This is a genomic window from Mesorhizobium sp. M0106, from assembly GCF_040322715.1.
Lineage (GTDB): Bacteria > Pseudomonadota > Alphaproteobacteria > Rhizobiales > Rhizobiaceae > Mesorhizobium.
Window position 1 is genome coordinate 1 of record NZ_JAMYUA010000029.1, and the last position, 22,886, is coordinate 22,886.

Below are 22,886 nucleotides of genomic sequence, written 5' to 3' on the forward strand. Positions count from 1 at the left end.
ACGGACGGCTCCCTTGTTTGAGATCTCAACGAACTCATTCTGGCACATCCGATGCCGTCGGGCGCCGTCCACCCCATCATGCCGTGACCTTGGCCGAGGAGCCAGCGGAGCAGAATTCTGCGCCGCAGCGGCGCTCCGAAGTCAGGGCATGGATCCTGGGGTCTGCGCCGCGTCGCTTCGCTCCTTGCTCCGCCCCAGGATGACGAAGCCATGGACGTTTCCGCTAATCGCCAAGGCGTGATCCGTCGAAGCCAACGACCCGTGCAAAACTTCCGCGCTAAGTATCTAACGCCCCAGCCCAAAAATCGCGTCGCAGTCGAGGTGGGTTTCCAGTTCGGCTGCGATCTCGTCCAGTGCCCGTTCGACCTCGGCGCGGTAGTCGATGCCGCCGCCCTTGACGCCGAGGCTTTCGAGGAATTTCGCCCGGAAGGCATCGGCGGAAAACAGCCCGTGCATATAGGTGCCCACCACCTTGCCGTCGGCCGAGATAGCGCCGTCATCGATGCCGTTGATAACGGCGGACGGCCGCAGCGTGTCCGGACCGGTGGTGCGGCCGAGATGGATCTCGTAGCCCTCAAGCGGCAGGTCGAACGGCACCGAGCGCGCGCTGACGTTGCGCACCGTCTTTTCCGGCTCCATCACCGTTTCGACGTCGAGCAGGCCAAGCCCTTGCGTCTCGGTAACGCTGCCCTCGATGCCGTCGGGATCGCGCACGATATGACCAAGCATCTGGAAGCCGCCGCAAATGCCGACGATATGACCACCGCGTTTCCTATGCGCGGCAAGGTCGCGGTCCCAGCCGTTCTCGCGAAATTTCAGGAGATCGCCGATCGTCGACTTCGAGCCGGGAATGACCACCAGACCCGCATCTTCGGGCAAGCGCTCACCAGGCGGCACGAACACCACCTCGACCTGCGGTTCGGCCTTGAGCGGGTCGAGATCGTCGAAATTGGCGATGCGCGAGAGCACCGGCACGGCGATCTTCAGCGCGCTCTTCTCGCCGGACGCCAGTCGCTCGAGCACGACGGAATCTTCCGATGGCAGCCGCGCCGCCGCCTTCAGCCACGGCACGACGCCAAAACAGCGCCAGCCGGTGAATTTTTCGATCGCCTTGATGCCGTCTTCGAACAGCGAGACGTCGCCACGGAACTTGTTGATGAGGTAGCCGACGATCATGCGCCGGTCCTCCTCCGGCAGGATCAGATGGGTGCCGGCGACCGAGGCGATGACGCCGCCGCGATCGATATCGCCGACCAGGATCACCGGCACGCCGGCGCGCGTCGCAAAGCCCATATTGGCAATGTCGCGGCTCCTGAGATTGATCTCGGCCGGCGAGCCGGCGCCCTCGACAATGACCAGATCGGCGCCCTCGCCGACCTTTGCCCAGGAGTCCAGTACCGCATCCATCAGCCGGCCCTTCAGCGCCTGGTAGTCGCGCGCCCGCGCCTCGCCGAACACCTTGCCCTGCACGACGACTTGAGCGCCGACATCGGTCTGCGGCTTGAGCAGCACCGGGTTCATGTGGACGGTCGGCGCCACGCCGCAGGCGATCGCCTGCAGCCATTGGGCGCGGCCGATCTCACCGCCGCCTGAATCGCCTGGAATATCGGCGACAGCGGCGTTGTTCGACATGTTCTGCGGCTTGAACGGCCGTACTTTCAAGCCGCGCTTCTTCGCCGCGCGGCAGAGGCCGGCAACCAGCACCGTCTTGCCGACATCCGAACCCGTGCCCTGCAGCATGATCGCTTTGGCCATATCAGCCCCTGCCCTGCGCAACGGTTGCGGCGATCGTCGACTTGGCCGCCAGTGGCCCGCCACGCCAGAGATAGAGCGCCAGCAGCGGCTCCTTGCCGGTGCGCATGGCGTGGTTGATGTCAGAGGCATGGTGGATCACTTCGCCCGCCGCTCGAAGGCGAAAACCGCCGTCGCCCATGCGCCATTCGGTGCCGCCGGTCAGCGGGATGTAGATCTCCTCCGCGACATGGTGGTGATCGGGGTAGACAATGTCGGGCCCAAGGATCAGCAGGCCGCCCGCGACCTCGTCATTGACGAAATGGCCGCGTGTGCCGAACACCTCCAGCCAGCCGTAATTGTCGATGAAAACCGTGCCGAAATCCGCCTCGCCATAGGTCTGGCCCCAGTGCAGATCGCCGCGACGCTCCGCAACCAGCCGCGCCAGCGACTTGGCCGCAGCGGGAGCGAGTTCGACGATCCGGTCGAGCTGGACGAGACAAGGCAGTGCATGCGGTTCGAGCGGACGGGACGGCATGTCCCAGCCAATCCGGGCCACGGCGTCGCGCACCAGCGCATCATCGAACGTCTGGAGATAGGCATGGAAGCATCCAAGCAGTTCGTCGAAAGTTGTCGTCACACTTTGCTCCAGAGCGCATTCGCACACAGCCGCTGCCCAGATGGTTGGATCAAGACGGGTCGGGTTGCGCGGCGGCATCATTGGTCTAGATTGGACGGCGCGCAAAGCCAAAAACGACAGGCCAGCAGGCCGGAAACATCAGGGAGCACGCCATGGACGCCGCTGTCGATGCGGGCACCAGCCAGTTCGAACTCAACGAAGACCAGCGCGCCATCCAGGAGATGGCGCAAGCCTTCGCCGCCGACCGTGTGGCGCCGAACGCACTCGACTGGGATCGCAACAAGTATTTCCCCGCCGATGTGATCCGCGAGACAGGTCCGCTCGGCCTTGGCGGCATCTATGTCCGCGACGACCTCGGCGGCTCGGGGCTCGGCCGGCTCGATGCCGTGTTGATCTTCGAGGCGCTTTCGCGGGCCGATCCGGCGTTTTCCGCCTTCATCTCGATCCACAACATGGCGGCATCGATGATCGACCGCTTCGGCAGCGACGAGCAGCGCCGGCGTTTCCTGCCGAAGCTGACCTCGATGGAATGGCTGGCAAGCTATTGCCTGACCGAGCCCGGCTCGGGCTCGGATGCGGCGGCGCTGAAGACGCGCGCGGTCAAAAGCGGCGGCGATTATGTGCTGAACGGCGCCAAGCAGTTTATCTCCGGTGCCGGCGACAGCGACCTCTATGTCGTCATGGCGCGCACCGGCGCCGACGGGCCGAAAGGCATTTCCACCTTCGTCGTGCCGAACGATGCGCCCGGCCTTTCCTTCGGCGCCAACGAGCGCAAGATGGGCTGGCACATGCAGTCGACCCGCCAGGTCGTCTTCGAGGACTGCAAGGTGCCGGTCGAAAACCTGCTGTCGGTCGAGGGCGCCGGCTTCGGCATCGCCATGGCCGGGCTCGACGGCGGCCGGTTGAACATCGCCGCCTGTTCGCTCGGCGGCGCGCAATCGGCGTTCGACAAGGCGCTCGCCTACACCGCCGAGCGCAAGGCTTTCGGGTCGAAGATCAACCAGTTCCAGGCGCTGCAGTTCAAGCTTGCGGACATGGAGACCGAATTGCAGGCGGCGCGCATCTTCCTGTACACCGCCGCCTCGAAGCTCGACCGCAACGCGCCGGATGCCTCGAAATGGTCGGCGATGGCCAAGCGCTTCGTTACCGACGCCGGCTTCAACGTCGCCAACGACGCCCTGCAGCTGCACGGCGGCTATGGTTATCTGCACGACTACGGCATCGAGAAGCTGGTGCGCGACCTGCGTGTCCACCAAATTCTCGAAGGCACCAACGAGATCATGCGCGTCATCATCGCTCGCGCGCTGATCGGACGGTAAGGCAGTAGGCAGTAGGCAGTAGGCAGTAGGCAGTAGGCAATAGGCAATAGGCAATAGGCAATAGGCAGAAAGATGACCGGCAAGATCAATTCGTACAAGGATCTTATCGTATGGCAGCAGGCGATGGATCTAGCCGTCATCGCCTACTCCCTGACCAAGGCATGGCCAAAAGAGGAATTGTATGGGTTGACCAGCCAAATCCGCCGCTCAGCAACCTCTATTCCTGCAAACATCGCGGAAGGTTACGGCCGAGACAACAGAGGCTCCTATCAGCAATTTCTCAGGATTGCCCAGGGATCGCTGAAGGAGTTCGAGACACACCTCCAGATCGCTGAACGCATTGGCCTTGCTACCCATGATCAAGCTTATCACGTGCTTTTAGCGACCGAAGGGCATCGGGAAAATGCTTCGCCAACTTATTAGCAAACTTGCGCCCGAATAGGTCGCTTACTGCCTACTGCCTACTGCCTACTGCCTACTGCCTACCCAAACCACGGAGCGCCATTATGACCACCATCGCCTTCATCGGCCTCGGCAATATGGGCAATCCGATGGCCGCCAACCTGGTCAAGGCCGGGTATGCCGTGCACGGCTTCGACCTGGTGCCGGAGAACCTCGTCATTGCCAGGGAGCACGGCGTCATCGTCATGGCCAATGCCGTTGCGGCGGTGAAGGATGCCGATGCGGTCATCACCATGTTGCCGGCCGGCAAGCATGTTCTGTCGGTTTACGCAGACATAGTGTCCAAGGCAAAAAAAGGCGCGCTGTTCATCGATTCCTCGACCATCGATGTCGAGTCGGCTCGAAAGGCCCATGCCATCGCCGCCAAGCATGGGTTGCTGTCGATCGACGCGCCGGTCTCCGGCGGCACGGGCGGTGCGGCGGCCGGCACGCTGACCTTCATGGCCGGCGGTTCGAAGGACGCCTTCGCCAAGGCCGAACCAATCCTCAAGCCGATGGCCGGCCGCATCGTTCATTGCGGCGACGACGGCGCCGGACAGGCGGCGAAGATCTGCAACAATATGATTTTGGGCATTTCGATGATCGGCGTTGCCGAGGCCTTCGTGCTGGCGGAAAAGCTCGGCCTGTCGCACCAGGCGCTGTTCGACGTCGCCTCGACCTCGTCCGGCCAGTGCTGGTCGTTGACCACCTACTGCCCGGTGCCCGGCCCGGTGCCGACATCGCCCGCCAACAATGGCTATAAGCCTGGCTTCGCGGCGGCACTGATGCTGAAGGACCTGAAACTGTCGCAGGAGGCCGCACAGAGCGTCGGTGCAGCAACGCCGCTCGGCGCCGAGGCAGCCCAGCTCTATGCGCTGTTCAACGCACAAGGGAATGCCGGCGCGGATTTTTCCGGCATCATTAATTTCCTCCGTGGTAACCCGGCGTAAGCTCCAAGTTCACAGGTTTCGATCTGCCCAAAGCGGAAAGCCGGCAAATTTAGGTTTGCTTAAGCTCTTGCTAACCCTGCAGTAACGATATGCGTTTAAAACGGATTGCGAGGCGGACATCCGCCCGGCGCTCCGGATCAGGTCTCGCGTACCGGAGCCCGTTGGTTTCGCCGTTAGTTTCGCAAGTGTATTGTTGGCGAAGCGCCATGCGTATCTGGCAAAGCCGCGTTCCAATGGAGCGCGGTTTTTGCGTTTTCGCATCCTCGCCTGGCGAGCGCCCATTCAAACGCCGGGCGCCCGACATGGAGCGCCCGGCGATCGCCTCTCTAATGCTTGCGCAAATCTGCTTGCGCCAGGTCGAGCGCCGTGGCGATGCGGTCGCAGGCCATGTCGATCGTCTCGCGGGTCCAGATCAGCGGCGGCGACAGGATCATCGTGTCGCCGGTGGCGCGCAGCATCATGCCCTGGACAATCGCGTGGTCGCGAACCATCACCGCCGCGCTGCCGGCCGGCAGGAAGCGCTCCTTGGTCACCTTGTCCTTGACGATCTCGATCGCTCCCATCAGCCCGAACGAGCGCACCTCGCCGACCAGATCGTGCCCACCGAGACGTTCCTGCAGCGCCCTGGCGAAGTAAGGCCCGGTGTCGTTCCTCACGCGCTCGACCAGGCCTTCGCGCTCGATGATCTCGAGGTTCTTCAGCGCCACCGCGCAGGCCACCGGATGCCCGGCATAGGTATAGCCGTGATAGAATTCGCCGCCCTTTTCGACCAGCGTCGCCGCGATACGGTCGCCGACCAGCAGCGCCGACAGCGGCTGATAGCCAGAGGTCAGCGCCTTGGCCGTGGTGATTGTGTCGGGCTCGACATCGAAGGCTTGTGCGGCGAACCACTCGCCTGTGCGGCCATATCCGGTGATGACCTCGTCCAGCATCAGCAGGACATCGTATTTGCGGCAGATGCGCTGCACCTCCGGCCAATAGCTCATCGGCGGGATCTTCACCCCGCCTGCCCCCATCACCGGCTCGCCGATGAAGGCGGCCACCTTGTCGGCGCCGGCTTCGAGGATCGCGTCCTCGACCGCTTTTGCCGCGCGCAGGCCGAAATCATGGTCGCTTTCGCCGGGCAGTGCGAGCTCATAGGCATAGGGCATCATCACATGGACGATGTTGGGCACGGCGCCGCCGAGCTGCTTGTGCATCAAATCCATGCCGCCGAGCGAGGCGCCGGCGATGGTCGAGCCGTGGTAGCCCATCTTGCGTGAGATGATGCGGTTCTTCTCGGGCCTGCCTTCCAGCACCCAATAGTGACGGACCAGGCGCAGCGCCGTGTCGTTGGCCTCCGAACCGGACGAGCCGTAGAACACCTGGTTGATGTGCCTTGGCGCGATCTCCGCCAGCTTTTTCGACAGCAGAACCGGCGTCGGCGTCGAGCATTTGAAGAAAGAGTTGTAGTAGGGCAATTCCTTCATCTGGGCGTAGGCGGCGTCGGCCAGCTCGTCGCGGCCATAGCCGACATTGACGCACCACAGCCCAGCCATGCCGTCGAGGATTTCCGTCCCTTCGGCATCATAGATGAACGGCCCGTTGGCGTGGGTGATGATGCGCGAGCCGGTCTCGCGCATCTCTTTGTGGTCGGTGAACGGATGAAGGTGATGCGCGGCATCGATCTGCTGAAGCTGCTTCAGCGAATAATTCTGGTAGGTCATGTCTGGTCTTTCCTCTTGAACCAATCCGGCAGCTTTCGCGCCGGGGCGGATTCGTCAGAGGACAGCGGGCGGCGAATAGCCGATGCGAGCGCAGAGCCGCAACAGCTCGGCGCGTAGCGTGCGCGACGACGGCGTCACCGCCACCCCAAATGCGCAACCCGATTTCGCCAGCCGAGCCATGCATGCACCTTAGGCTGCCTCTAGCCCTCAGTTCAAGCCGTGCCGGTCAAGCGACGCCGGTCAATTGGTGCCAGTCAGGGCCCGCTGCAGGAAGACGTACTTCATCGCCGCCTGTGCGGCCTGCGGCCGCCGATCGCCGCGTCCGCCATGGCCGCCCTCGGTCTCCTCAAAGAACAGCGTCTTGCCGTGGCCGGCCGCCTGCAGCCGTGCCGCCATCTTGCGGGCATGCCCGGGATGGACGCGATCGTCGGCGGTCGAGGTCGTCAGCAACACCGGCGGATAGGCTGCATCCGTGTCTACATGCTGGTAGGGCGAATAGGCGGCGAGCCAGGCTGCCTCTTCCGGCTTCGCCGGATCGCCATACTCGGCCATCCACGACGCGCCGGGCGGCAGTTCGGTGTAGCGCAGCATATCGAGCAGCGGCACGTCGATGATCACTGCACCGAACAATTCCGGGTGCTGGGTCAGCGAGACGCCGGTCAGCAAGCCACCATTCGATCCGCCCTGGATACCCAGCGTGGCGGGCGTAGCGATGCCGCGTTTGACCAGATCTTGCGCGACCGCGGCGAAATCGTCGAAGGCATTCTGGCGATTGGCCTTGAGCGCCGCCTGATGCCAGTTCGGGCCGAACTCGCCGCCGCCGCGGATGTTGGCCTGCACATAGGCATTGCCCTTCTCCAGCCACAGCCTGCCGCGCACGCCGGCATAGCCGGGCAGCAGCGGCACTTCGAAGCCGCCATAGCCGTAAAGCAATGTCGGCACGGGTCCATGCAAGTCGCGCCTCCTGACGACGAAGTACGGGATCATCGTGCCATCCTTCGAGCGCGCCTCGAACTGTTCGGAGACCAGGGACGACGCATCGAAACGCGCCGGCTGCGACTTCACCGTTGCCAGCCCCGCGGCGTTGTCGTCCGACCAGATGATCGAGCTCGGCGTCAGGAAATCGGTGAAGGAGAAGGAGACGCTGGAACCGAAATGCTCGGCATGGCTGATGCCGACATTGCCGTTTTCGGGCAACGCCACGGGCTTGAACTCCCAGCCGCTGTCGCTGCGCTCGCCGGCGATGACCTTGCCGCGCACATTGTCCATCAAATTGATGAACAGCCGGTCCTGCGTGCGGGCAATGCCGGCGATCGAGACGCGGTGCGCCGGCTCGAGCACGGTATCGAGGGGTCCGAATAGCCCGGTTTCGATCCAGCGCTCGAAATCGAGTGAATAGAGCCCGTCGGGCTTACACAGCGTGCCGTCCGGCGCAGTCCACGGGGTACGCACGCCGAAGACGAGCTGGCCCTTGAACAGCGCTGTATCGGTGACGTCGTCCGGCAACGGGATGCGCCTGTTCTCGCCGGAAGGCAGCCGCAGGAAACTGTGCGAGGCGAAGAAGTCGATGGTCCGGGCGAGGAAGACATGACGCTTGTCGCTGTCGAATTCGACGGACCCGCCGGCGGCAAGATCCTGCTTCAGCGCCTCGAAGATCGGCGTCGCCGCTGCGAGTGGCGTGCCGCGCCGCCAAAGCTTGACCACGCGCGGATAACCGGACTGGGTCTTGTCGTCCTCCTCGAAGGCGGCGGAAACGATAACCGTGTCCTCGTCCAGCCAGCTAAAGCTCGATTTCGAGGCAGGAGCGCGAAAGCCGCCATCGACGAACGATCTGCTTTCGATATCGAATTCGCGCATCTCGCTGGCATCGCCGCCATCCGGCGACAGGTTGAGCAGGCAGCGACTGAAGTCGGGGTAGAGCCGGCTGGCGCCGCTGAACACCCATTTCACCCCCTCTTTCGCCGCCAGACAGTCGAAGTCGATGATCGTCTGCCATTCCGGCTTGTCGGTCTTGTAGGAGGCGACGGTGGTGCGCCGCCAGAGGCCGAGTACGTTCGTCCGGTCCTGCCAGAAATTATAGACATAGCCGTTGATAGCGGCCCCGACGGCGATGTTATCCTCGGCTGTCATCAGGTCGAGCGCCGTCTCGAACGACGTCTGATAGGACGGATCACCCTGGAGCTCCCCGACCGTAACTGCATTTTGGTGATGCACCCAGTCGAGCGCCTGCTTGCCCCTCCTGTCCTCAAGCCAGAGAAACGGGTCTTCGGCCGCCGAACCCGGCTGGCCCTTGGTATTCGATTTGGTCATGAGGTCTCCGGTTGAGTCGGGTGGCGACATAGCCAAGATCGATATGGAGCCGCTTACATTCAAGTCATTCGTCAGAAACGGCGGCTTTCTGGCATTCAGACCATCCGTCTTCGAATGACCGTTACAACTGCCAGCGCCAGGCAAATGGCACCGAGCGTCATTGGCAGGCCGCCGGCGCCAACAACATCCATGGCGCTGCCCGCCAGCGGCGGCACGGCGATGCCGCCGACGCCCCACATCAGCGAGAAGGCGGCGTTGCCGGCGACCAGTGCCGAGCCGGTGAACCGCTCGCCGAGTTCAATGATCGACATCGTGTAAATGCCGTAGGAAACCGCGCCCCAGATGAAGACGCACGGCCATATCAATGGCGTCTCGATGAGAACCGGCAGCAGAACGCATCCAAGCACAGTCACCGATACACAGATGAACCGCACCAGCCGCGCCGTCAGTCGTTCCGCCAGCAGGCCGAGCGGCACCTGCATAGCGATGTTGCCGGCGATCATCACCGACAGCAGCGCCGACATGCGCGCTTCGGCGATGCCGTAATGCGTTCCATAGACCGGCAGCAAGGCGAGCACCGCCTGTTCGAAACCGGCGGCCACGATCACCGCCGATAACAGCAGCCACGCCTGCGGCACGAACCCCAGCACCGAAACGCGGTGCCCGCTCTCGTCGACCTTGGGCAGCCGTGCCAGCACCGAGGCGAGGCAGGCGCCGCAAAACAGGAATGCGGCGATGCCGACGAGAAACGGCGGCCATCCCTCGGTGCCGACCGCAAGCAGGCACAGCGGCCCCGCCGCAAAGCCCGCCGAAATGATGGTCGAATAGATGCCCATGACGCGGCCACGGCGTGTCGGCGGCGCCAGTGCGATCACCCAGACTTCGCTCAGCACGTAGAGCGGGTTGGTGACGGCGCCGATCAAAAAGCGCAGCGGAAACCACAGATAGACATTTTGCGTCCAGCCGATCAGCGCCAGCACCAGCGCGGAAAGTGCCGCGCAAGTAAGCGCGGTGCGCCCTGCCCCGAAACGCCGTGCCAGCGCCGGAACCAGCGGCGACGAGACGATGAAGCCGATCGGCGTCATTGCCGCCGACAGGCCGATCATGGCCGGCGAGACGCCCTGGCGCTGCAGGATGAAGCTCAACAGCGGATAGCTCAGCCCTTGCGCGATGGCGAACACCGAGACGGTGGCGATCACGCCGGTGATCGCCGCCCATTGCACTGTCTCGCCGCTGTCCTGTTCCGCCCGGTCCATGATGCAGGACTAGCGTTTCGCTTTCATCGCGGTAAGCACCGGCAACGAAAACCGCTTGCGCCAGCCGGAAGAGATAAGAGCCTGACGATCCCTCCGGCTGCCCTTCAGGCATGTCGCTTCCCTCGTCCTAGTGGTCGCCGCCTCCGCAATGGCTGGCCGGCCGGCAGTCCATTATGCCGCCGCATTGCCGCAGCGTACGAGGACTATCATGACCGCCGCCCTTCAGCCCGCCGAACCTGCATTGGCAAACGACCGCGCCCGTCGCGGCGGCCGCGCGGGAAAGCGTGCCGGCGGATCGGCGGCGTTCGAGCAGCCGCCGTTTCGGCAGTTGAAGAACCCGCTGGCGCCGACCCGGCTGGTTTCCGACGACGAGCTGGAATCTATCCACCTCGCCTCTCTGCGCGTGCTGCGGGAAATCGGCGTCGACGTGCTGCATGACGAAGCCCGGCGCATCATGAAGGCGCATGGCGCCGATGTCCGCGAAGGCAGCGAGCGGGTGCGCTTCGACAGTGACATGATCCTGGAACTGGTTGCGCACTGCCCGCCGGAATTCACCATCCACGCCCGCAACCCGGCGCACAATGTGCGCTTCGGCGGCGACAATCTGATCATCTCGATGATGGCGTCGGCGCCCAATTGCTCCGACGTCGACCGCGGCCGCCGGCCGGGCAACCAGCAGGACTACCGCAACTTCCTCAAGCTTGCGCAGATGCACAACATATTGAACTGCACGGGCGGCTATCCGGTCGAGCCGATCGACATCCATCCGTCCGTCCGCCACCTTGAATGCATCCGTGACCTCGCCACGCTGACCGACAAGATGTTCCACATCTATTCGCTCGGCAAGGAGCGCAACGTCGACGGCATCGAGATCACCAGGATCGCACGTGGCATCAGCCATGAGCAGTTGCTTGCAGAGCCGTCGGTATTCACCATCATCAACACCAATTCGCCGCTCAAGCTCGACGTGCCGATGATGGAAGGCATCATCCAGATGTCGAGCAAGGGCCAGGTGGTCATCGTGACGCCGTTCACCCTGTCCGGCGCCATGGCGCCGGTGACGATTGCCGGCGCGCTGGTGCAACAGAATGCCGAGGCGCTGTCCGGCATCGCCTTCGCGCAGATGGTGCGCAAGGGCGCGCCTGTCGGCTACGGCGGCTTCACCTCGAATGTCGACATGAAGTCCGGCGCGCCGGCCTTCGGCACGCCGGAATATATGAAGGCGCAGCTGGTCGGCGGGCAGCTCGCCCGCCGCTACAGCATCCCCTACCGCACCTCCAACACCTGCGCCGCCAACACGGTCGACGCGCAGGCCGCCTATGAAAGCGTGTTCTCACTGTGGGGCGCCATCCAGGGCGGCGGCAATCTGATGATGCATGCCGCCGGCTGGCTCGAAGGCGGCCTGCGTTGCTCCTATGAGAAGACCATCCTCGATATAGACCTGTTGCAGATGGTCGCCGAGTTCCTGACGCCGCTCGATCTTTCCGAAGAAGCACTCGGTTTCGAAGCCATACAGTCCGTCGGCCCCGGCGGCCATTTCTTCGGCACCCAGCACACGCAGGACCGCTACAAGACCGCGTTTTACGCGCCAATCATTTCCGACTGGCGCAATTTCGAGAGTTGGGTTGAGGCCGGATCGCCGACGGCGCTCGAAAAAGCCAATCGCGTGTGGAAGGAACGGCTGGCGTCCTATGAAGAGCCTAATATGGACCCGGCAATCCGCGAGGAGCTCAACGCTTTCGTCGACAAGCGCCGGGCCGAAGGCGGCGCGCCGACCGATTTCTGATCATCTGATGAGTAGTCGACCCCCACTCCGTCTTGATGGCCGGCTGGCCGGAAACATCGCTGTATCCGATCTCCGCTTTGTTTTCGCGCCCCGCTCACTCGATTCAATCTCTTCAAAAACGGATCTATCTTCATGAAATCTCATGCAAAAGCGGTTGTCATCGGCGGCGGGGTCGTTGGCTGCTCGGTGCTCTATCATCTGGCCAAGGCTGGCTGGACCGACATCATGCTGATCGAGCGTTCGGAACTCACTTCCGGCTCGTCCTGGCATGCGGCGGGCGGCTTCCATACGCTGAACGGCGATCCCAACGTCGCCAAGCTGCAGGCCTATACAGTGCAGCTCTACAAAGAGATCGAGGAGATTTCCGGCCAATCCTGCTCGCTGCACCTGACCGGCGGCGTGATGATGGCCGACACGCCCGAGCGCATGGACTTCTTGCGGCTCGCCCATGCCAAGGGCCGCTATCTCGGTATGGACACCGAACTGATCACGCCGTCCGAAGCCAAGGCGATGTTCCCGCTGATGGACGAGACGAATTTCGTCGGCGCCATGTGGGATCCAGTCGAGGGCCATCTCGACCCTTCCGGCACCACCCATGCCTATGCCAAGGCCGCCAGGAAGCTAGGCGCCGAGATCGTACTGCGCAACCGCGTCGTCGAACTGACGCAGGAGGTCGACGGCACCTGGAATGTCGTCACTGAGCAAGGCACAGTCAAAGCCGAGCATGTGGTCAACTGCGGCGGCCTGTGGGCGCGCGAGATCGGTCGCATGGTCGGCGTCGAACTGCCGGTGCTGGCCATGGAGCACATGTATCTCCTGACCGAGCCGATGCCGGAGGTCGAGGAATTCAACAAGTCGACCGGCCGCGAGATGATTGGCGTGCTCGATTTCAAGGGCGAGATCTATACCCGCCAGGAACGCAACGGCATCCTGCTCGGCACCTATGAAAAGGCCTGCAAGCCGTGGTCGCCGGTCAACACGCCCTGGGATTTCGGCCACGAGCTGCTGCAGCCCGACATCGACCGCATCGCGCCGTCGCTCGAGATCGGCTTCAAGCATTTCCCCGGCATCGAAAAGGCCGGCATCAAGCAGATCATCAACGGCCCCTTCACCTTCGCGCTGGACGGCAACCCGCTGGTCGGCCCGGTGCAGGGGCTGACCAATTTCTGGTGCGCCTGCGCCGTCATGGCCGGCTTCAGCCAGGGCGGCGGCGTCGGTCTGGCGCTGTCGAACTGGATGGTCCATGGCGACCCCGGCTTCGACGTCTGGGGCATGGACGTTGCGCGCTTCGGCGAATGGGCAACGCTGCGGTATACCAACGCAAAGGTCCGCGAAAATTATTCGCGCCGTTTCTCCATCCGCTTTCCCAACGAGGAATTACCTGCGGCAAGACCAGCGCAGACGACCCCGCTTTACGACACCATGCTCGCCAACAACGCCGTCATGGGCGACAGCTGGGGTCTCGAAACCCCGCTCTGGTTCGCGCCGAGAGGCTCGGAGCCGAAGGACGTTGTGTCCTTCCACCGCTCCAATGATTTCGGCCCGATCGGCGAGGAAGTGCGCGCCACCCGCGAGAAGGTCGGCGTCACGGAGATCGCCAACTTCGCCAAATACGAAGTCTCCGGACCAGGGGCCGAGGACTTCCTCAACCGTCTGATGACCAATCGCATGCCGAAGACCGGCCGCATCGTGCTGACGCCCATGCTGAACGAGTTCGGCCGGCTGATCGGGGACTTCACCATCGCCAAGGCGAGCCCAAGGGGTGGGGAAGAACGCTTCATGATATGGGGTTCTTCGGCAGCGCAAAAATACCACATGCGCTGGTTCGAGAAGCATCTGCCGAAGGACGGAAGCATCCGCATCCACCGCTTCGACCAGACGCTGGTCGGTCTCTCCATCGCCGGGCCGAAATCCCGCGACCTGCTGCAGAAACTGGTCGATGTCGACATCTCGACCAAGGCCTTCCGCTTCATGGATTTCCGCGAAATGGCGGTCGGCGGCGCGCCCTGCATGGTCAATCGCATCACCTACACCGGCGACCTCGGCTATGAGATCTGGATGGCGCCTGCCTACCAGCGCCTGGTCTACAAGGCGATCAAGGAGGCTGGCGAAGAGTTTGGCCTTGTCGATTTCGGCATGCGGGCTTTGCTCTCGATGCGGCTTGAGAAGAACTTCCCGACCTGGTTCCGCGAGTTACGTCCGATCTACGGACCGTTCGAAGGCTCGATGGACCGCTTCATCAAGCTAGAGAAGAACGACTTCATCGGCCGGGAAGCAGCGGCCAAGGAACGGGCAGAAGGGCCGAAACTGCGCCGTGTCTCCTTCATCGTCGATGCCGCGGATGCAGACGTCATGGGCGACGAGCCGATCTGGGCCAAGGTCGGCGGCAAGGATTACGGCACCGTGGAAAAGCCGCATGGCTATGGCGCGCCGCGCTTCGACGCGGGCGGCAAGGAAGTGCGCGGCTCGAACGCCGCCGAAGGCGCGTCTGCCGTGCGCGGCATCGTCGACGGCGACTGGCGCGTGGTCGGCTGGGTCACCTCCGGCGGCTATGCGCATTATGTCGAGAAGTCGATGGCGCAAGGCTATGTACCGGTAGCGCTTGCCGAGAACGAGAGCGCCGGCCTGTTCGAGATCGAAATCCTCGGGCACCGGCGTCCCGCACGCATCAATGTCGAACCGCCCTTCGACCCGAGCGGCGAAAAGATGAGGACGTAGGCGCAGCCAGCCGGTCGCATTGTGCGGAGCATACTCTTCATGCTAGCGCAGCCGGCAACACTCTGCTGGCAAATGCGATGAGATTTCATTGAAGTACAATCTGAGATGGGCCGAGTGGCTGGCCGAGGGACGGATCGGCCCCTTCCCGGCGGCGATCGTCATGGTCGCGGCTTACTTTGCCTTGCAGACCATCATACTGTCCCTGTTGAGCTCTTGGGCGGGAACCGGCGTCGGCATCGATGATGCGGAGCAGCTGATCTATGTTCCGTATCTCTGGGCTGGATATGGCGGCTCGCAACCACCCCTGTACACCTGGATCAACTGGCTGGCCGCGCATGTTTTCGGCACCAGTATCTTCACGCTGAAGCTCGTCAAATACTCCGTGCTGTTCCTTGCCGCCTGCAGCGTGTTCGCCGCCATGCGGCGGTTCGGCTACACCAAAGCGACAGCGGCGGCGGCCATGTTCGGCCTGTTTACGATCCCGCAGATCGTCTGGGAATCGCAGCGCGCCTTGTCGCATTCCGTCGCCGTCGTCGGCTTCTGCTCGCTGCTCCTGCTCACGATGGCCAATCTTCTCGAGCGGCGAAGCATGATCGCCTATGCGGCGTTTGGCCTGGCCGCCGCGGCGGCAATTCTTGCCAAATATAATGATGTCTTCCTCGTGGTGGCCCTTGTTGCGGCCGTGCTGTCGCTGCGCGAATGGCGCAGTGCGATTCTCGATCCGAAGTTCGCCATCAGCATAGCGGTCGCGATATTGGTGCTGGCGCCAACCACCTATTGGAGCCTCATGCATCCCGCCGATTTATTGTCGAGAGGCGAGAAGTTCGGAATAGACGCGCAACGAGGGCGCATGGCGGCGGCCTTTGTCGGTGCCGGCAAGTTTATCATGGGCACCTTCAATTTCGCGGTCTTGCCGGTGCTCGTTTCCGCCCTCACTTTCTGGCTGGCGAAGTTCCGTTTCTCCGAGCGGCACCCGAAAGGTCCGGCAAGGGAAATTCTGTTGCGGCGTACCTTGGCGCTCGGCTTGGCCATGCTGGCAATACTTGTACTTGCCACCGGCGTGACGGTGGTCAAGGACCGCTGGCTGCTGCCGGTCCTGTTCATCTTGCCGCTGGCCATCGTCGCCACTATGGAACGGCTGGCGCCGCGCGGCAGGAATGCGCAGCTCATGGTGATCGCGGCTGGAGCGATCATCGCCGTGCTGCTCGCGCCCGCCACCTGGTACGTCCAGATAAACGGGACCAGTGGCCTCTCGCGGATGATCCGCGTGGATTACCCCGCCCTCTATCGCCAACTGACTGCGGACGGACCGGTCAAAACCGCAATATCTGATGGTGCATGGGTCGGAAACCTGCGGCTGGTCGACGAAAAACTGGTCGCACTTGACCAGGAAGTGCCTAATTTCGAAATGCTGATGCAGGAGCCGGCCGTACTCGTCTGGCTTGACCGCGACGATCCGCGGCCGGTCATTTTGGAGCAGCTCAAAGCGGCCGGCTATGAGCCGGACGGCCAACCACGGCAAATGATGGTTCCGCTGTTGCGCGGCACCGGCAAGTCCGCCCGGGCCGGCGCCTATGTAAGATTGAAGAGAATGGCGGTGGGAGAAGCCACGGCGCCCAAGGAAGGCGCTAGCGGAGGAGCCGAGGGTGGACAGGAACCCGACTGACCGGCCCCGTCATCACCGCAAGATCATGCCGTTCGAGCCCGACGGCTCGAATGATGTGCTGCGCAAAAAATCGCAGCTGAAGGCCGCTGAACTCAACCAGCATGCACTGGGCTATGGAGCGCTGGCGGAAGCCGAATGGCAGGCGGCGGGCATTGCTGCTCCTGACCTGCCCGCCATGCGCCGATACCGGCTCGAGCGCATCCGCGCCGAGCTGAAGCGCCGCGACTATGCGGGAGCCCTGCTCTACGATCCGGTCAATATCCGCTATGCCACCGACGCAACCAACATGCAGCTCTGGGTCGCACACAATCGGACCAGGCATTGTTTCGTTGCCACCGATGGCCCGGTGGTGCTGTTCGACTATTTCTCCTGCGAGCACCTTTCCGATCATTCCGGCGTCGTCGACGAGGTGCGGCCGGCGGTGTCGTGGGCTTATCTGTACAGCGGCGAGCTGACCAGTCAAAAAGTCCGCCGCTGGGCAGCCGGCATCGCCGACCTGGTATTGGAACATGGCGGCGGCAATCGCCGCATCGCAGTCGACCACATCAATCCCGAGGGCATCGAAGAGCTCGCCCGCCTCGGCATCTCGACCGGCAATGGCGAGGCGGTGATGGAAAATGCGCGGCTGATCAAATCGCCCGACGAAATCCTTGCCGTGCGCCGGGCGATCGCCGCTTGCGAGGCGGCAATGGGCGAGATGGAGAAGGCGCTGAGGCCTGGCATCTCCGAGAACGAATTGTGGGCCGAACTCCATCGCGGCAACATCGCGCGCGGCGGCGAATGGATCGAAACCCGGCTCCTGTCGTCGGGCCCGCGCACCAATCCATGGTTCCAGGAGTGTTCGTCGCGGACGATCGAGGCCGGCGAGCTCGTCGCTTTCGACACCGACCTGATCGGTCCTTACGGCTTCTGCGCCGACCTTTCGCGCACCTGGCTTTGCGGTGATGCGCCGCCGTCGCAGGAGCAGCGCGACCTGTTCCGCATCGCCGCCGACCAGATCGCCCACAACACCGAGCTGATGCGGCCGGGCATATCGTTCCGCGACCTCGTCGAGGGCTCGTCAGTGCCACCGGGAGACTGCTTCCCGGCCCGTTACGGGGTGCTCTATCACGGCGTCGGCCTTGCCGACGAATACCCGACTTTGCCGCATGCTAGCGACTGGACCGACGACACACCGGACGGAGTGCTCGAACCTGGCATGGTGCTGTGCGTCGAGAGCTATATCGGTCGGCTTGGCGGCTACGAAGGCGTCAAGATCGAAGAACAGATCCTGATCACTGAAACCGGCAACGAGAAGCTTTCGACCTACCCGCTCGACAATCGGCTGCTTGGCGGCTGAGCGACGCTAATGCATGTCGCGCAAAAGTATGCAGCGGCTTTGCGATAACGACATGCATAAAACAAGAATCTAAAGCGCGTCGCATGAGGCCGACCGAACGCGACGCGCTTTATGCGAGCGCGGCGATCGCCTCGCGCATCGCAGCGACGATCGTTTCCGGCGTTGTCCTGGCCGTGATGAACGGCAAGCCTTTGCGCCGCCTTGTCCAGCCGACGACCGTCACCTTCTGCGCCGCCGGCTCGAAACTCTGCGCCAGCGCCCAGCTCTCGCAATCGATCGCCGCGACGTCCGCCCTGCCCTCGGCAACGGCAACGATCGAAGCACGGTGCCCACAGCTTTCGCTCAGCGCGGAAAAGATATCCAAACTCTCGCCCAATGTTTGCAGGTCGCGGGCTGGCGCGATGATGCCCGACATGGAATCGAGGCTGTTGAAGGTAAAGCGCTTGCCGCGCAGCTGATCGAGCGGAATGACGGCACCGCCGTCGGCCGGCGCCCTTGCCGGCGGTGCCTCGCCCGCTCTCATGACGATGGCGCTCGAATAGAGTTCGCCCTGTCCACCCTCGAAGGCGTCGTAACGCGGCTGGCCGATGAGCTGGACACGCTGCGACAGGCCGAGTTCCATCGGTCCCCAGCAGGTTTGCGCAAAGAGCAGCGCCGGATGCAGCCAGAGCTGGTGAAAATCCAGTTCGTCCGGCGGCAATGTCGCCGGATCGGGCGCGATGGGTTTTCCCTGATCGTCGCGAATACCGCCAGGCACGGGGGGCAAATCGCCGGTGCGGCGGATGATCGTCTCCGGCGCATCGATGCCTTTTTGTCTGAAAGCATCGCGCAGCCGCGCCCATTGCGCGTCGACATCGTCCCGCGCTTCCGGCCAGTCGTACATCGGCAAAGCCGCAATGAATTCGCTCATGCCGGGATTTGACCGTTATGCGGGGAAATTGACAAGGTCAGGAAAGCGTCGTCCGCGCGGCACCGCCTGCAACAACGCAAGAATCATTCTTTCGGCGGCTCGGCGGGTACCGGTGCGCTGCCAAGCCCATTGAGGCTGCGTGCCCTGACGCGCGGCTTGAATGCGCGTCCTGGTTCCGGCATGCGCCGCAGCACGGGATGGACGACCGGCTCCTTCGCCTTGAAGGCATAGGCCTTGAGCAGCGCGAAATAGTTCGGGTAGGCATAGCCATTGTTCATCCGCAGCCATTCGTCACGGCGGTCGCGAAACACCTTCGGCAGCCTGTACCAGGCCACCGTCGGGCTCTTGTGATGGACGAAATGCAGATTGTTGTTGAGGAACAGGAAGGACAGCGGCGAGCGCTCGACGATGATCGTGCGGCCTTCCGGATGTTCAGACCATTGGTGCTCGGCGTAGGTGCGGATCGAAATCAGCGACTGCCCAAGCCAAACCGGCACCAGAACGTAAAGCCACAACGGCATGCCGAAGCCGAACTGCACGACAGGCAGCACCACGACGAGGCCGATCGCATGCAGCAGCCATGCCTTGCGGATGGAATTGTCGCCCGCGGCAACTTGCCTGGCGTCGTCGATGAAAAAGCCGATGCAGGAAAGCCACGGGCCTAGCACCAAACGCCCGATCATCGTGTTGTTGACCTTCAGCAGGAATTTCATCGCCGACGGCAGCTCCTCGTGCTGCCAGAGAGCCTTGTAATAGCTTTCGGGATCATCGAGCGGATCGGTCAGGCGCTCGTCTGCATGGTGGCGCAGATGAATGGTCTTGAATCGGCGAAACGGCCAGATAAGGCCAATCGGCAGGAACACAAAGGCTTCGTTGAGCCGCGCATTCCGGGTTGGGTGGCCGTGCAGGACCTCGTGCATCAGCGAGGATTGCAGCGCCGCAATCAGGGTCAGAAAGGCGAGTGCCAGCAGCGGGTAAGAGGGCCAGAGCAGGAAGCCGGTAGCGAGCCAGCCGCCGTAGCAGAGAAGTGCGAGAAATGCTGTCGGCCATTCGATGGCCGTTGCGCCGTGTCGCCTGTTGCCCATGCTCGTCATGCTATCGACCACTGCCTTCCAGTCGCCGGAACCCGTTTGATTCCTGACAGCATTGTGTCAGGAGCGTTGCATCGCTGCAACGCGATAAAGCGCACAAACTGTTGCGATTGCGCATTTTCAGCTGCAGATGTTATCTATTGTAAACAAGCTCGTAGATTCATTTGCGCTCTAAACGCCATGTAGACCGCTTCGGCGCAAAATTTTGCTCACGTCAGGGAGAGTAGAGATTTGGACAAGCGCGACCTGTCGACGATCTTTCGCGAGCGCCTGAAAATGCTCTTGACAAGGTCCGATTTGAACCAGTCGGCCTTCGCCGCCGCGGTTGGCATCGACCGTTCGGCACTGTCGCAGCTGCTCTCCGGCGCGTCGATCCGCCTTCCCCGCGCCGAAACGCTGCTCAACATCGCCGCCGAATTCAAAGTCTCGCTCGACTGGCTGCTCGGCCTCAGCCACGATGAGGGCGTCACCGGTGAAATCCGCGAGAGCCTTGAGATCGAGGAGGCGCCGGACGGCTTCGACCGCACGCTGCTGGCTCGCTGGCATGCCGAGGCGGCGGGAACGAAAATCCGCTACGTGCCGGCCGGCATTCCCGATCTTCTGCGCACCGAGGCGCTTGTCGACTACGAAGCCGTCATCGCCAACAAGAGCCGCGAGGCACAGGCCGGCGAAACGCAGTACCGCATCGACTACAACCGACGGCCCGAAACCGACATGGAAGTCTGTATGCCGCGCCACACGCTGGAGATCTTCGCGCGCGGGCTGGGCGTGTGGGACCGCTTTCCGGAGGCCGACCGCCACCAGCAGCTCCTGCACATGGCGACGCTGCTCGACGACCTCTATCCCACCTTCCGCCTGTTTCTCTATGACGGGCGGATGCGCTATTCGATCCCCTACACCATCTTCGGGCCCTATCGCGCCGCCATTTACGTCGGCGACATGTATCTGGTGCTGAACGCCACGCAGCCGATCCGCATCCTGACCAGCCATTTCGACAATCTGATCCGTGCCGCGGACGTCAACGCGCATGAAGCGGCCAGCTTCACACGAAAGCTGGCGGAGATGCGATTTTGACCGGTTGCTCTACGTGCCGACATTGACGGCACATAAAGAATTCTTTATATCCTTATCTCAGTTATTCTTCCGGGAAGGCGTATTTCACATGACCAATCCGATCGACGCTCTGCTTGCCGAAAAGGGCGTCCTGCTCGCCGATGGCGCCACCGGCACCAATCTGTTCGCCATGGGCCTTGAGGCCGGAGAGGCTCCCGAGCTCTTGAACGAGACCGCGCCCGACACCATCACCAGCCTGCACCAGAACTTTGTCGATGCCGGCGCCGACATTATCCTGACCAACTCTTTTGGCGGCACCCGCCATCGGCTCAAGCTGCACCACGCGCAGGACCGCGTCTATGCGCTGAACAAGCGCGCGGCCGAGATCGCAAGCGCCGTCGCCGGCAACGCTGGCCGCAAGGTGATCGTGGCCGGCTCCGTCGGCCCGACCGGCGAGCTGCTGGTGCCGCTCGGCGCCATGACCTATGACGAGGCGGTCGAAGCCTTTGCCGAGCAGATTGAAGGGCTGAAGGCCGGCGGCGCCGAAGTCGCCTGGATCGAAACCATGTCGGCGCCTGACGAAATCCGCGCCGCCGCCGAAGCCGCCATCCGCGTCGGCCTGCCCTATACCTATACCGGCTCCTTCGACACCGCCGGCCGCACCATGATGGGACTGCTGCCGAAGGACATCCACGCCGTCGTCGATGGCCTGTCGCAGACACCGCTCGGTGTCGGCGCCAATTGCGGTGTCGGCGCCTCCGACATTCTCGCGTCGCTGCTCGACATGACCGAGGCGAAGCCGGAAGCAACGGTGATCGTCAAGGGCAATTGCGGCATTCCCGAATTTCGCGGCGCCGAGATCTACTATTCCGGCACACCCGAGCTGATGGCCGACTATGTGCGCCTCGCCGTCGATGCCGGCGCCAAAATCGTCGGCGGCTGCTGCGGCACCTCGTTCCAGCACCTCGCCGCCATGCGTAAGGCGCTCGATGCGCACACCAAGTCAGATCGCCCGACCGTCGAGCAGATCGTCGAACGCATTGGCCCGATGCGCAACAAACAGGCTACGGTCAACGTCGCCGAGACCAGCGAAGCCCGCCGCGAGCGGCGCCGCGGACGCGCTTGAAATCCATGATTGGTTAGGCTGGACATCTTCAAAGCAGTAGTTAAGTTCTCGTTGTTAACTGAATACAGCGGGCTTTGGGGAACTGCGGCTTTGGAAAAGGATCTCGACGCTGAGTTTGGAGAACTTAGGGAGCCTGAGAGAATAATGAGTTGGGAAAAAGAGCGAAGCCCTAACTCTCTTTGTACTGTGGACGTCGGATTGCTGGCGGCGTTGTCGTCGCTAAGAGATTGCGCCCAATCACCACTTCTGAAATCTGCCGCACAGACTCAAAATTATCTGTGGGTCATGGACGCAAATGGTGACATTAAAATTGCTGTCGAGGAGATCGCAGTTTTGGACGGCAAACCGGACATACGCGGCTATCCCCGGCGCCGAGGATACAAACATCCATCCGAAGATCAAAAACTTGGACATCCGACCTTATTAGATGGAGGCAAGGCCCGGATTGCCGGAGAGTTGGCGCTGGATTTGCATGACGATAAGCTGCTCTGGATTCTAAATGCCAATTCCGGACGATATTGCAAACAAAAACCGCCATCCAAGAGCCAAGTGGATGCGGCTGCCTATTTGATTCAAGGTATGGGATTGGACATTGAGATCGACTATCTTTGAGAGGTAGAGTCTGCTGTCGCCACACTCTGTGAGATTACGAACAACGCTATGGTCAAAAGCACGCCACTAGAGGACGATTTACTATCTCGGTTAGGAACTTTCCGACCTAGCGACAGAGAACGATTTAAGCGAGCATTCCAATCGCCTATTGAAGAGCGTGACGCACACAGAGCGATTGTACGCTTCGTCGAAGGTTGGGAAGACGGGCGTTGGGTCGAAAGCTATTCGATCG

General features: G+C 62.5%; 16 protein-coding genes and 1 pseudogene. 10 read left to right on the top strand and 7 right to left on the bottom strand.

The window, feature by feature from the left end:
• Positions 1-285: 285 nt before the first annotated feature.
• A complete protein-coding gene (locus NKJ55_RS24215) occupies positions 286-1,755 on the bottom strand; it encodes a cobyric acid synthase (protein WP_352452079.1) in 1,470 nt (489 codons plus the stop codon).
• Position 1,756: 1 nt separating this feature from the next.
• On the bottom strand, positions 1,757-2,371 hold the full coding sequence (locus NKJ55_RS24220) for a dimethylsulfonioproprionate lyase family protein (protein ID WP_352452080.1): 615 nt from the start codon (positions 2,369-2,371) through the stop codon (positions 1,757-1,759).
• A gap of 152 nt (positions 2,372-2,523) precedes the next feature.
• On the opposite strand from NKJ55_RS24220, the gene NKJ55_RS24225 reads away from it, so the two are divergent.
• The 3 genes and pseudogenes from NKJ55_RS24225 to mmsB all read left to right on the top strand — a co-directional run bounded on the left by NKJ55_RS24225 (position 2,524) and on the right by mmsB (position 5,081).
• Positions 2,524-3,690, top strand: a complete 1,167-nt coding sequence (locus NKJ55_RS24225) for an isobutyryl-CoA dehydrogenase (RefSeq protein ID WP_352452081.1) — start codon at positions 2,524-2,526, stop codon at positions 3,688-3,690.
• Between the two features lie 72 nt (positions 3,691-3,762).
• A pseudogene (locus tag NKJ55_RS24230) lies at positions 3,763-4,132 on the top strand (four helix bundle protein).
• A gap of 64 nt (positions 4,133-4,196) precedes the next feature.
• On the top strand, positions 4,197-5,081 hold the full coding sequence (mmsB, locus tag NKJ55_RS24235) for a 3-hydroxyisobutyrate dehydrogenase (RefSeq protein WP_352452082.1): 885 nt from the start codon (positions 4,197-4,199) through the stop codon (positions 5,079-5,081).
• Between the two features lie 326 nt (positions 5,082-5,407).
• On the opposite strand, the gene NKJ55_RS24240 is transcribed toward mmsB, so the two are convergent.
• The 3 genes from NKJ55_RS24240 to NKJ55_RS24250 all read right to left on the bottom strand — a co-directional run bounded on the left by NKJ55_RS24240 (position 5,408) and on the right by NKJ55_RS24250 (position 10,353).
• Positions 5,408-6,787 (bottom strand): aspartate aminotransferase family protein, encoded by a 1,380-nt coding sequence (locus NKJ55_RS24240; RefSeq protein ID WP_352452083.1) that lies wholly within the window; start codon positions 6,785-6,787, stop codon positions 5,408-5,410.
• A gap of 240 nt (positions 6,788-7,027) precedes the next feature.
• Positions 7,028-9,097 carry a prolyl oligopeptidase family serine peptidase gene (locus tag NKJ55_RS24245; RefSeq protein WP_352452084.1) on the bottom strand — a complete coding sequence of 690 codons (2,070 nt, stop codon included), beginning with the start codon at positions 9,095-9,097 and terminating at the stop codon, positions 7,028-7,030.
• Positions 9,098-9,192: 95 nt separating this feature from the next.
• The gene (locus tag NKJ55_RS24250) at positions 9,193-10,353 is read right to left on the bottom strand and encodes an MFS transporter (protein WP_352452085.1); all 1,161 of its coding nucleotides are present in this window, start codon (positions 10,351-10,353) and stop codon (positions 9,193-9,195) included.
• A 208-nt stretch (positions 10,354-10,561) separates the two neighbouring features.
• On the opposite strand from NKJ55_RS24250, the gene NKJ55_RS24255 reads away from it, so the two are divergent.
• From NKJ55_RS24255 to NKJ55_RS24270, 4 genes are all read left to right on the top strand, one after another.
• The gene (locus NKJ55_RS24255; protein ID WP_352452086.1) at positions 10,562-12,139 is read left to right on the top strand and encodes a trimethylamine methyltransferase family protein; all 1,578 of its coding nucleotides are present in this window, start codon (positions 10,562-10,564) and stop codon (positions 12,137-12,139) included.
• 132 nt (positions 12,140-12,271) lie between these two features.
• Complete coding sequence (locus NKJ55_RS24260) at positions 12,272-14,857, top strand: GcvT family protein (protein WP_352452087.1); 2,586 nt, start codon at positions 12,272-12,274, stop codon at positions 14,855-14,857.
• An 88-nt stretch (positions 14,858-14,945) separates the two neighbouring features.
• A complete protein-coding gene (locus NKJ55_RS24265) occupies positions 14,946-16,523 on the top strand; it encodes a glycosyltransferase family 39 protein (protein ID WP_352452088.1) in 1,578 nt (525 codons plus the stop codon).
• 25 nt (positions 16,524-16,548) lie between these two features.
• The gene (locus NKJ55_RS24270; protein ID WP_352452137.1) at positions 16,549-17,862 is read left to right on the top strand and encodes a M24 family metallopeptidase; all 1,314 of its coding nucleotides are present in this window, start codon (positions 16,549-16,551) and stop codon (positions 17,860-17,862) included.
• 109 nt (positions 17,863-17,971) lie between these two features.
• Here the strand turns inward: NKJ55_RS24270 and NKJ55_RS24275 are convergent, their stop codons facing one another.
• Together NKJ55_RS24275 and NKJ55_RS24280 are read right to left on the bottom strand one after the other, a co-directional pair.
• Positions 17,972-18,772 (bottom strand): phosphate/phosphite/phosphonate ABC transporter substrate-binding protein, encoded by an 801-nt coding sequence (locus NKJ55_RS24275; RefSeq protein WP_352452089.1) that lies wholly within the window; start codon positions 18,770-18,772, stop codon positions 17,972-17,974.
• An 83-nt stretch (positions 18,773-18,855) separates the two neighbouring features.
• On the bottom strand, positions 18,856-19,866 hold the full coding sequence (locus tag NKJ55_RS24280; RefSeq protein ID WP_352452090.1) for a fatty acid desaturase: 1,011 nt from the start codon (positions 19,864-19,866) through the stop codon (positions 18,856-18,858).
• Between the two features lie 228 nt (positions 19,867-20,094).
• On the opposite strand from NKJ55_RS24280, the gene NKJ55_RS24285 reads away from it, so the two are divergent.
• From NKJ55_RS24285 to NKJ55_RS24295, 3 genes are all read left to right on the top strand, one after another.
• Positions 20,095-20,937 (top strand): helix-turn-helix domain-containing protein, encoded by an 843-nt coding sequence (locus tag NKJ55_RS24285; protein ID WP_352452091.1) that lies wholly within the window; start codon positions 20,095-20,097, stop codon positions 20,935-20,937.
• Positions 20,938-21,025: 88 nt separating this feature from the next.
• Entirely contained in the window at positions 21,026-22,042 is a 1,017-nt protein-coding gene (gene bmt, locus NKJ55_RS24290; protein WP_352452092.1) for a betaine--homocysteine S-methyltransferase, read from the top strand.
• A 90-nt stretch (positions 22,043-22,132) separates the two neighbouring features.
• Entirely contained in the window at positions 22,133-22,654 is a 522-nt protein-coding gene (locus NKJ55_RS24295; RefSeq protein ID WP_352452093.1) for a hypothetical protein, read from the top strand.
• The last annotated feature ends 232 nt before the right edge of the window (positions 22,655-22,886 follow it).

What these genes read in the sequence shown, in the direction of transcription:
- NKJ55_RS24215 (WP_352452079.1), bottom strand. Translation starts at nt 1,755, where the DNA reads ATGGCCAAAGCGATCATGCTGCAGGGCACGGGTTCGGATGTCGGCAAG.
- NKJ55_RS24225 (WP_352452081.1), top strand. Translation starts at nt 2,524, where the DNA reads ATGGACGCCGCTGTCGATGCGGGCACCAGCCAGTTCGAACTCAACGAA.
- mmsB (WP_352452082.1), top strand. Translation starts at nt 4,197, where the DNA reads ATGACCACCATCGCCTTCATCGGCCTCGGCAATATGGGCAATCCGATG.
- NKJ55_RS24240 (WP_352452083.1), bottom strand. Translation starts at nt 6,787, where the DNA reads ATGACCTACCAGAATTATTCGCTGAAGCAGCTTCAGCAGATCGATGCC.
- NKJ55_RS24245 (WP_352452084.1), bottom strand. Translation starts at nt 9,097, where the DNA reads ATGACCAAATCGAATACCAAGGGCCAGCCGGGTTCGGCGGCCGAAGAC.
- NKJ55_RS24250 (WP_352452085.1), bottom strand. Translation starts at nt 10,353, where the DNA reads ATGGACCGGGCGGAACAGGACAGCGGCGAGACAGTGCAATGGGCGGCG.
- NKJ55_RS24255 (WP_352452086.1), top strand. Translation starts at nt 10,562, where the DNA reads ATGACCGCCGCCCTTCAGCCCGCCGAACCTGCATTGGCAAACGACCGC.
- NKJ55_RS24260 (WP_352452087.1), top strand. Translation starts at nt 12,272, where the DNA reads ATGAAATCTCATGCAAAAGCGGTTGTCATCGGCGGCGGGGTCGTTGGC.
- NKJ55_RS24270 (WP_352452137.1), top strand. Translation starts at nt 16,549, where the DNA reads ATGCCGTTCGAGCCCGACGGCTCGAATGATGTGCTGCGCAAAAAATCG.
- NKJ55_RS24275 (WP_352452089.1), bottom strand. Translation starts at nt 18,772, where the DNA reads ATGAGCGAATTCATTGCGGCTTTGCCGATGTACGACTGGCCGGAAGCG.
- NKJ55_RS24280 (WP_352452090.1), bottom strand. Translation starts at nt 19,866, where the DNA reads ATGACGAGCATGGGCAACAGGCGACACGGCGCAACGGCCATCGAATGG.
- bmt (WP_352452092.1), top strand. Translation starts at nt 21,026, where the DNA reads ATGACCAATCCGATCGACGCTCTGCTTGCCGAAAAGGGCGTCCTGCTC.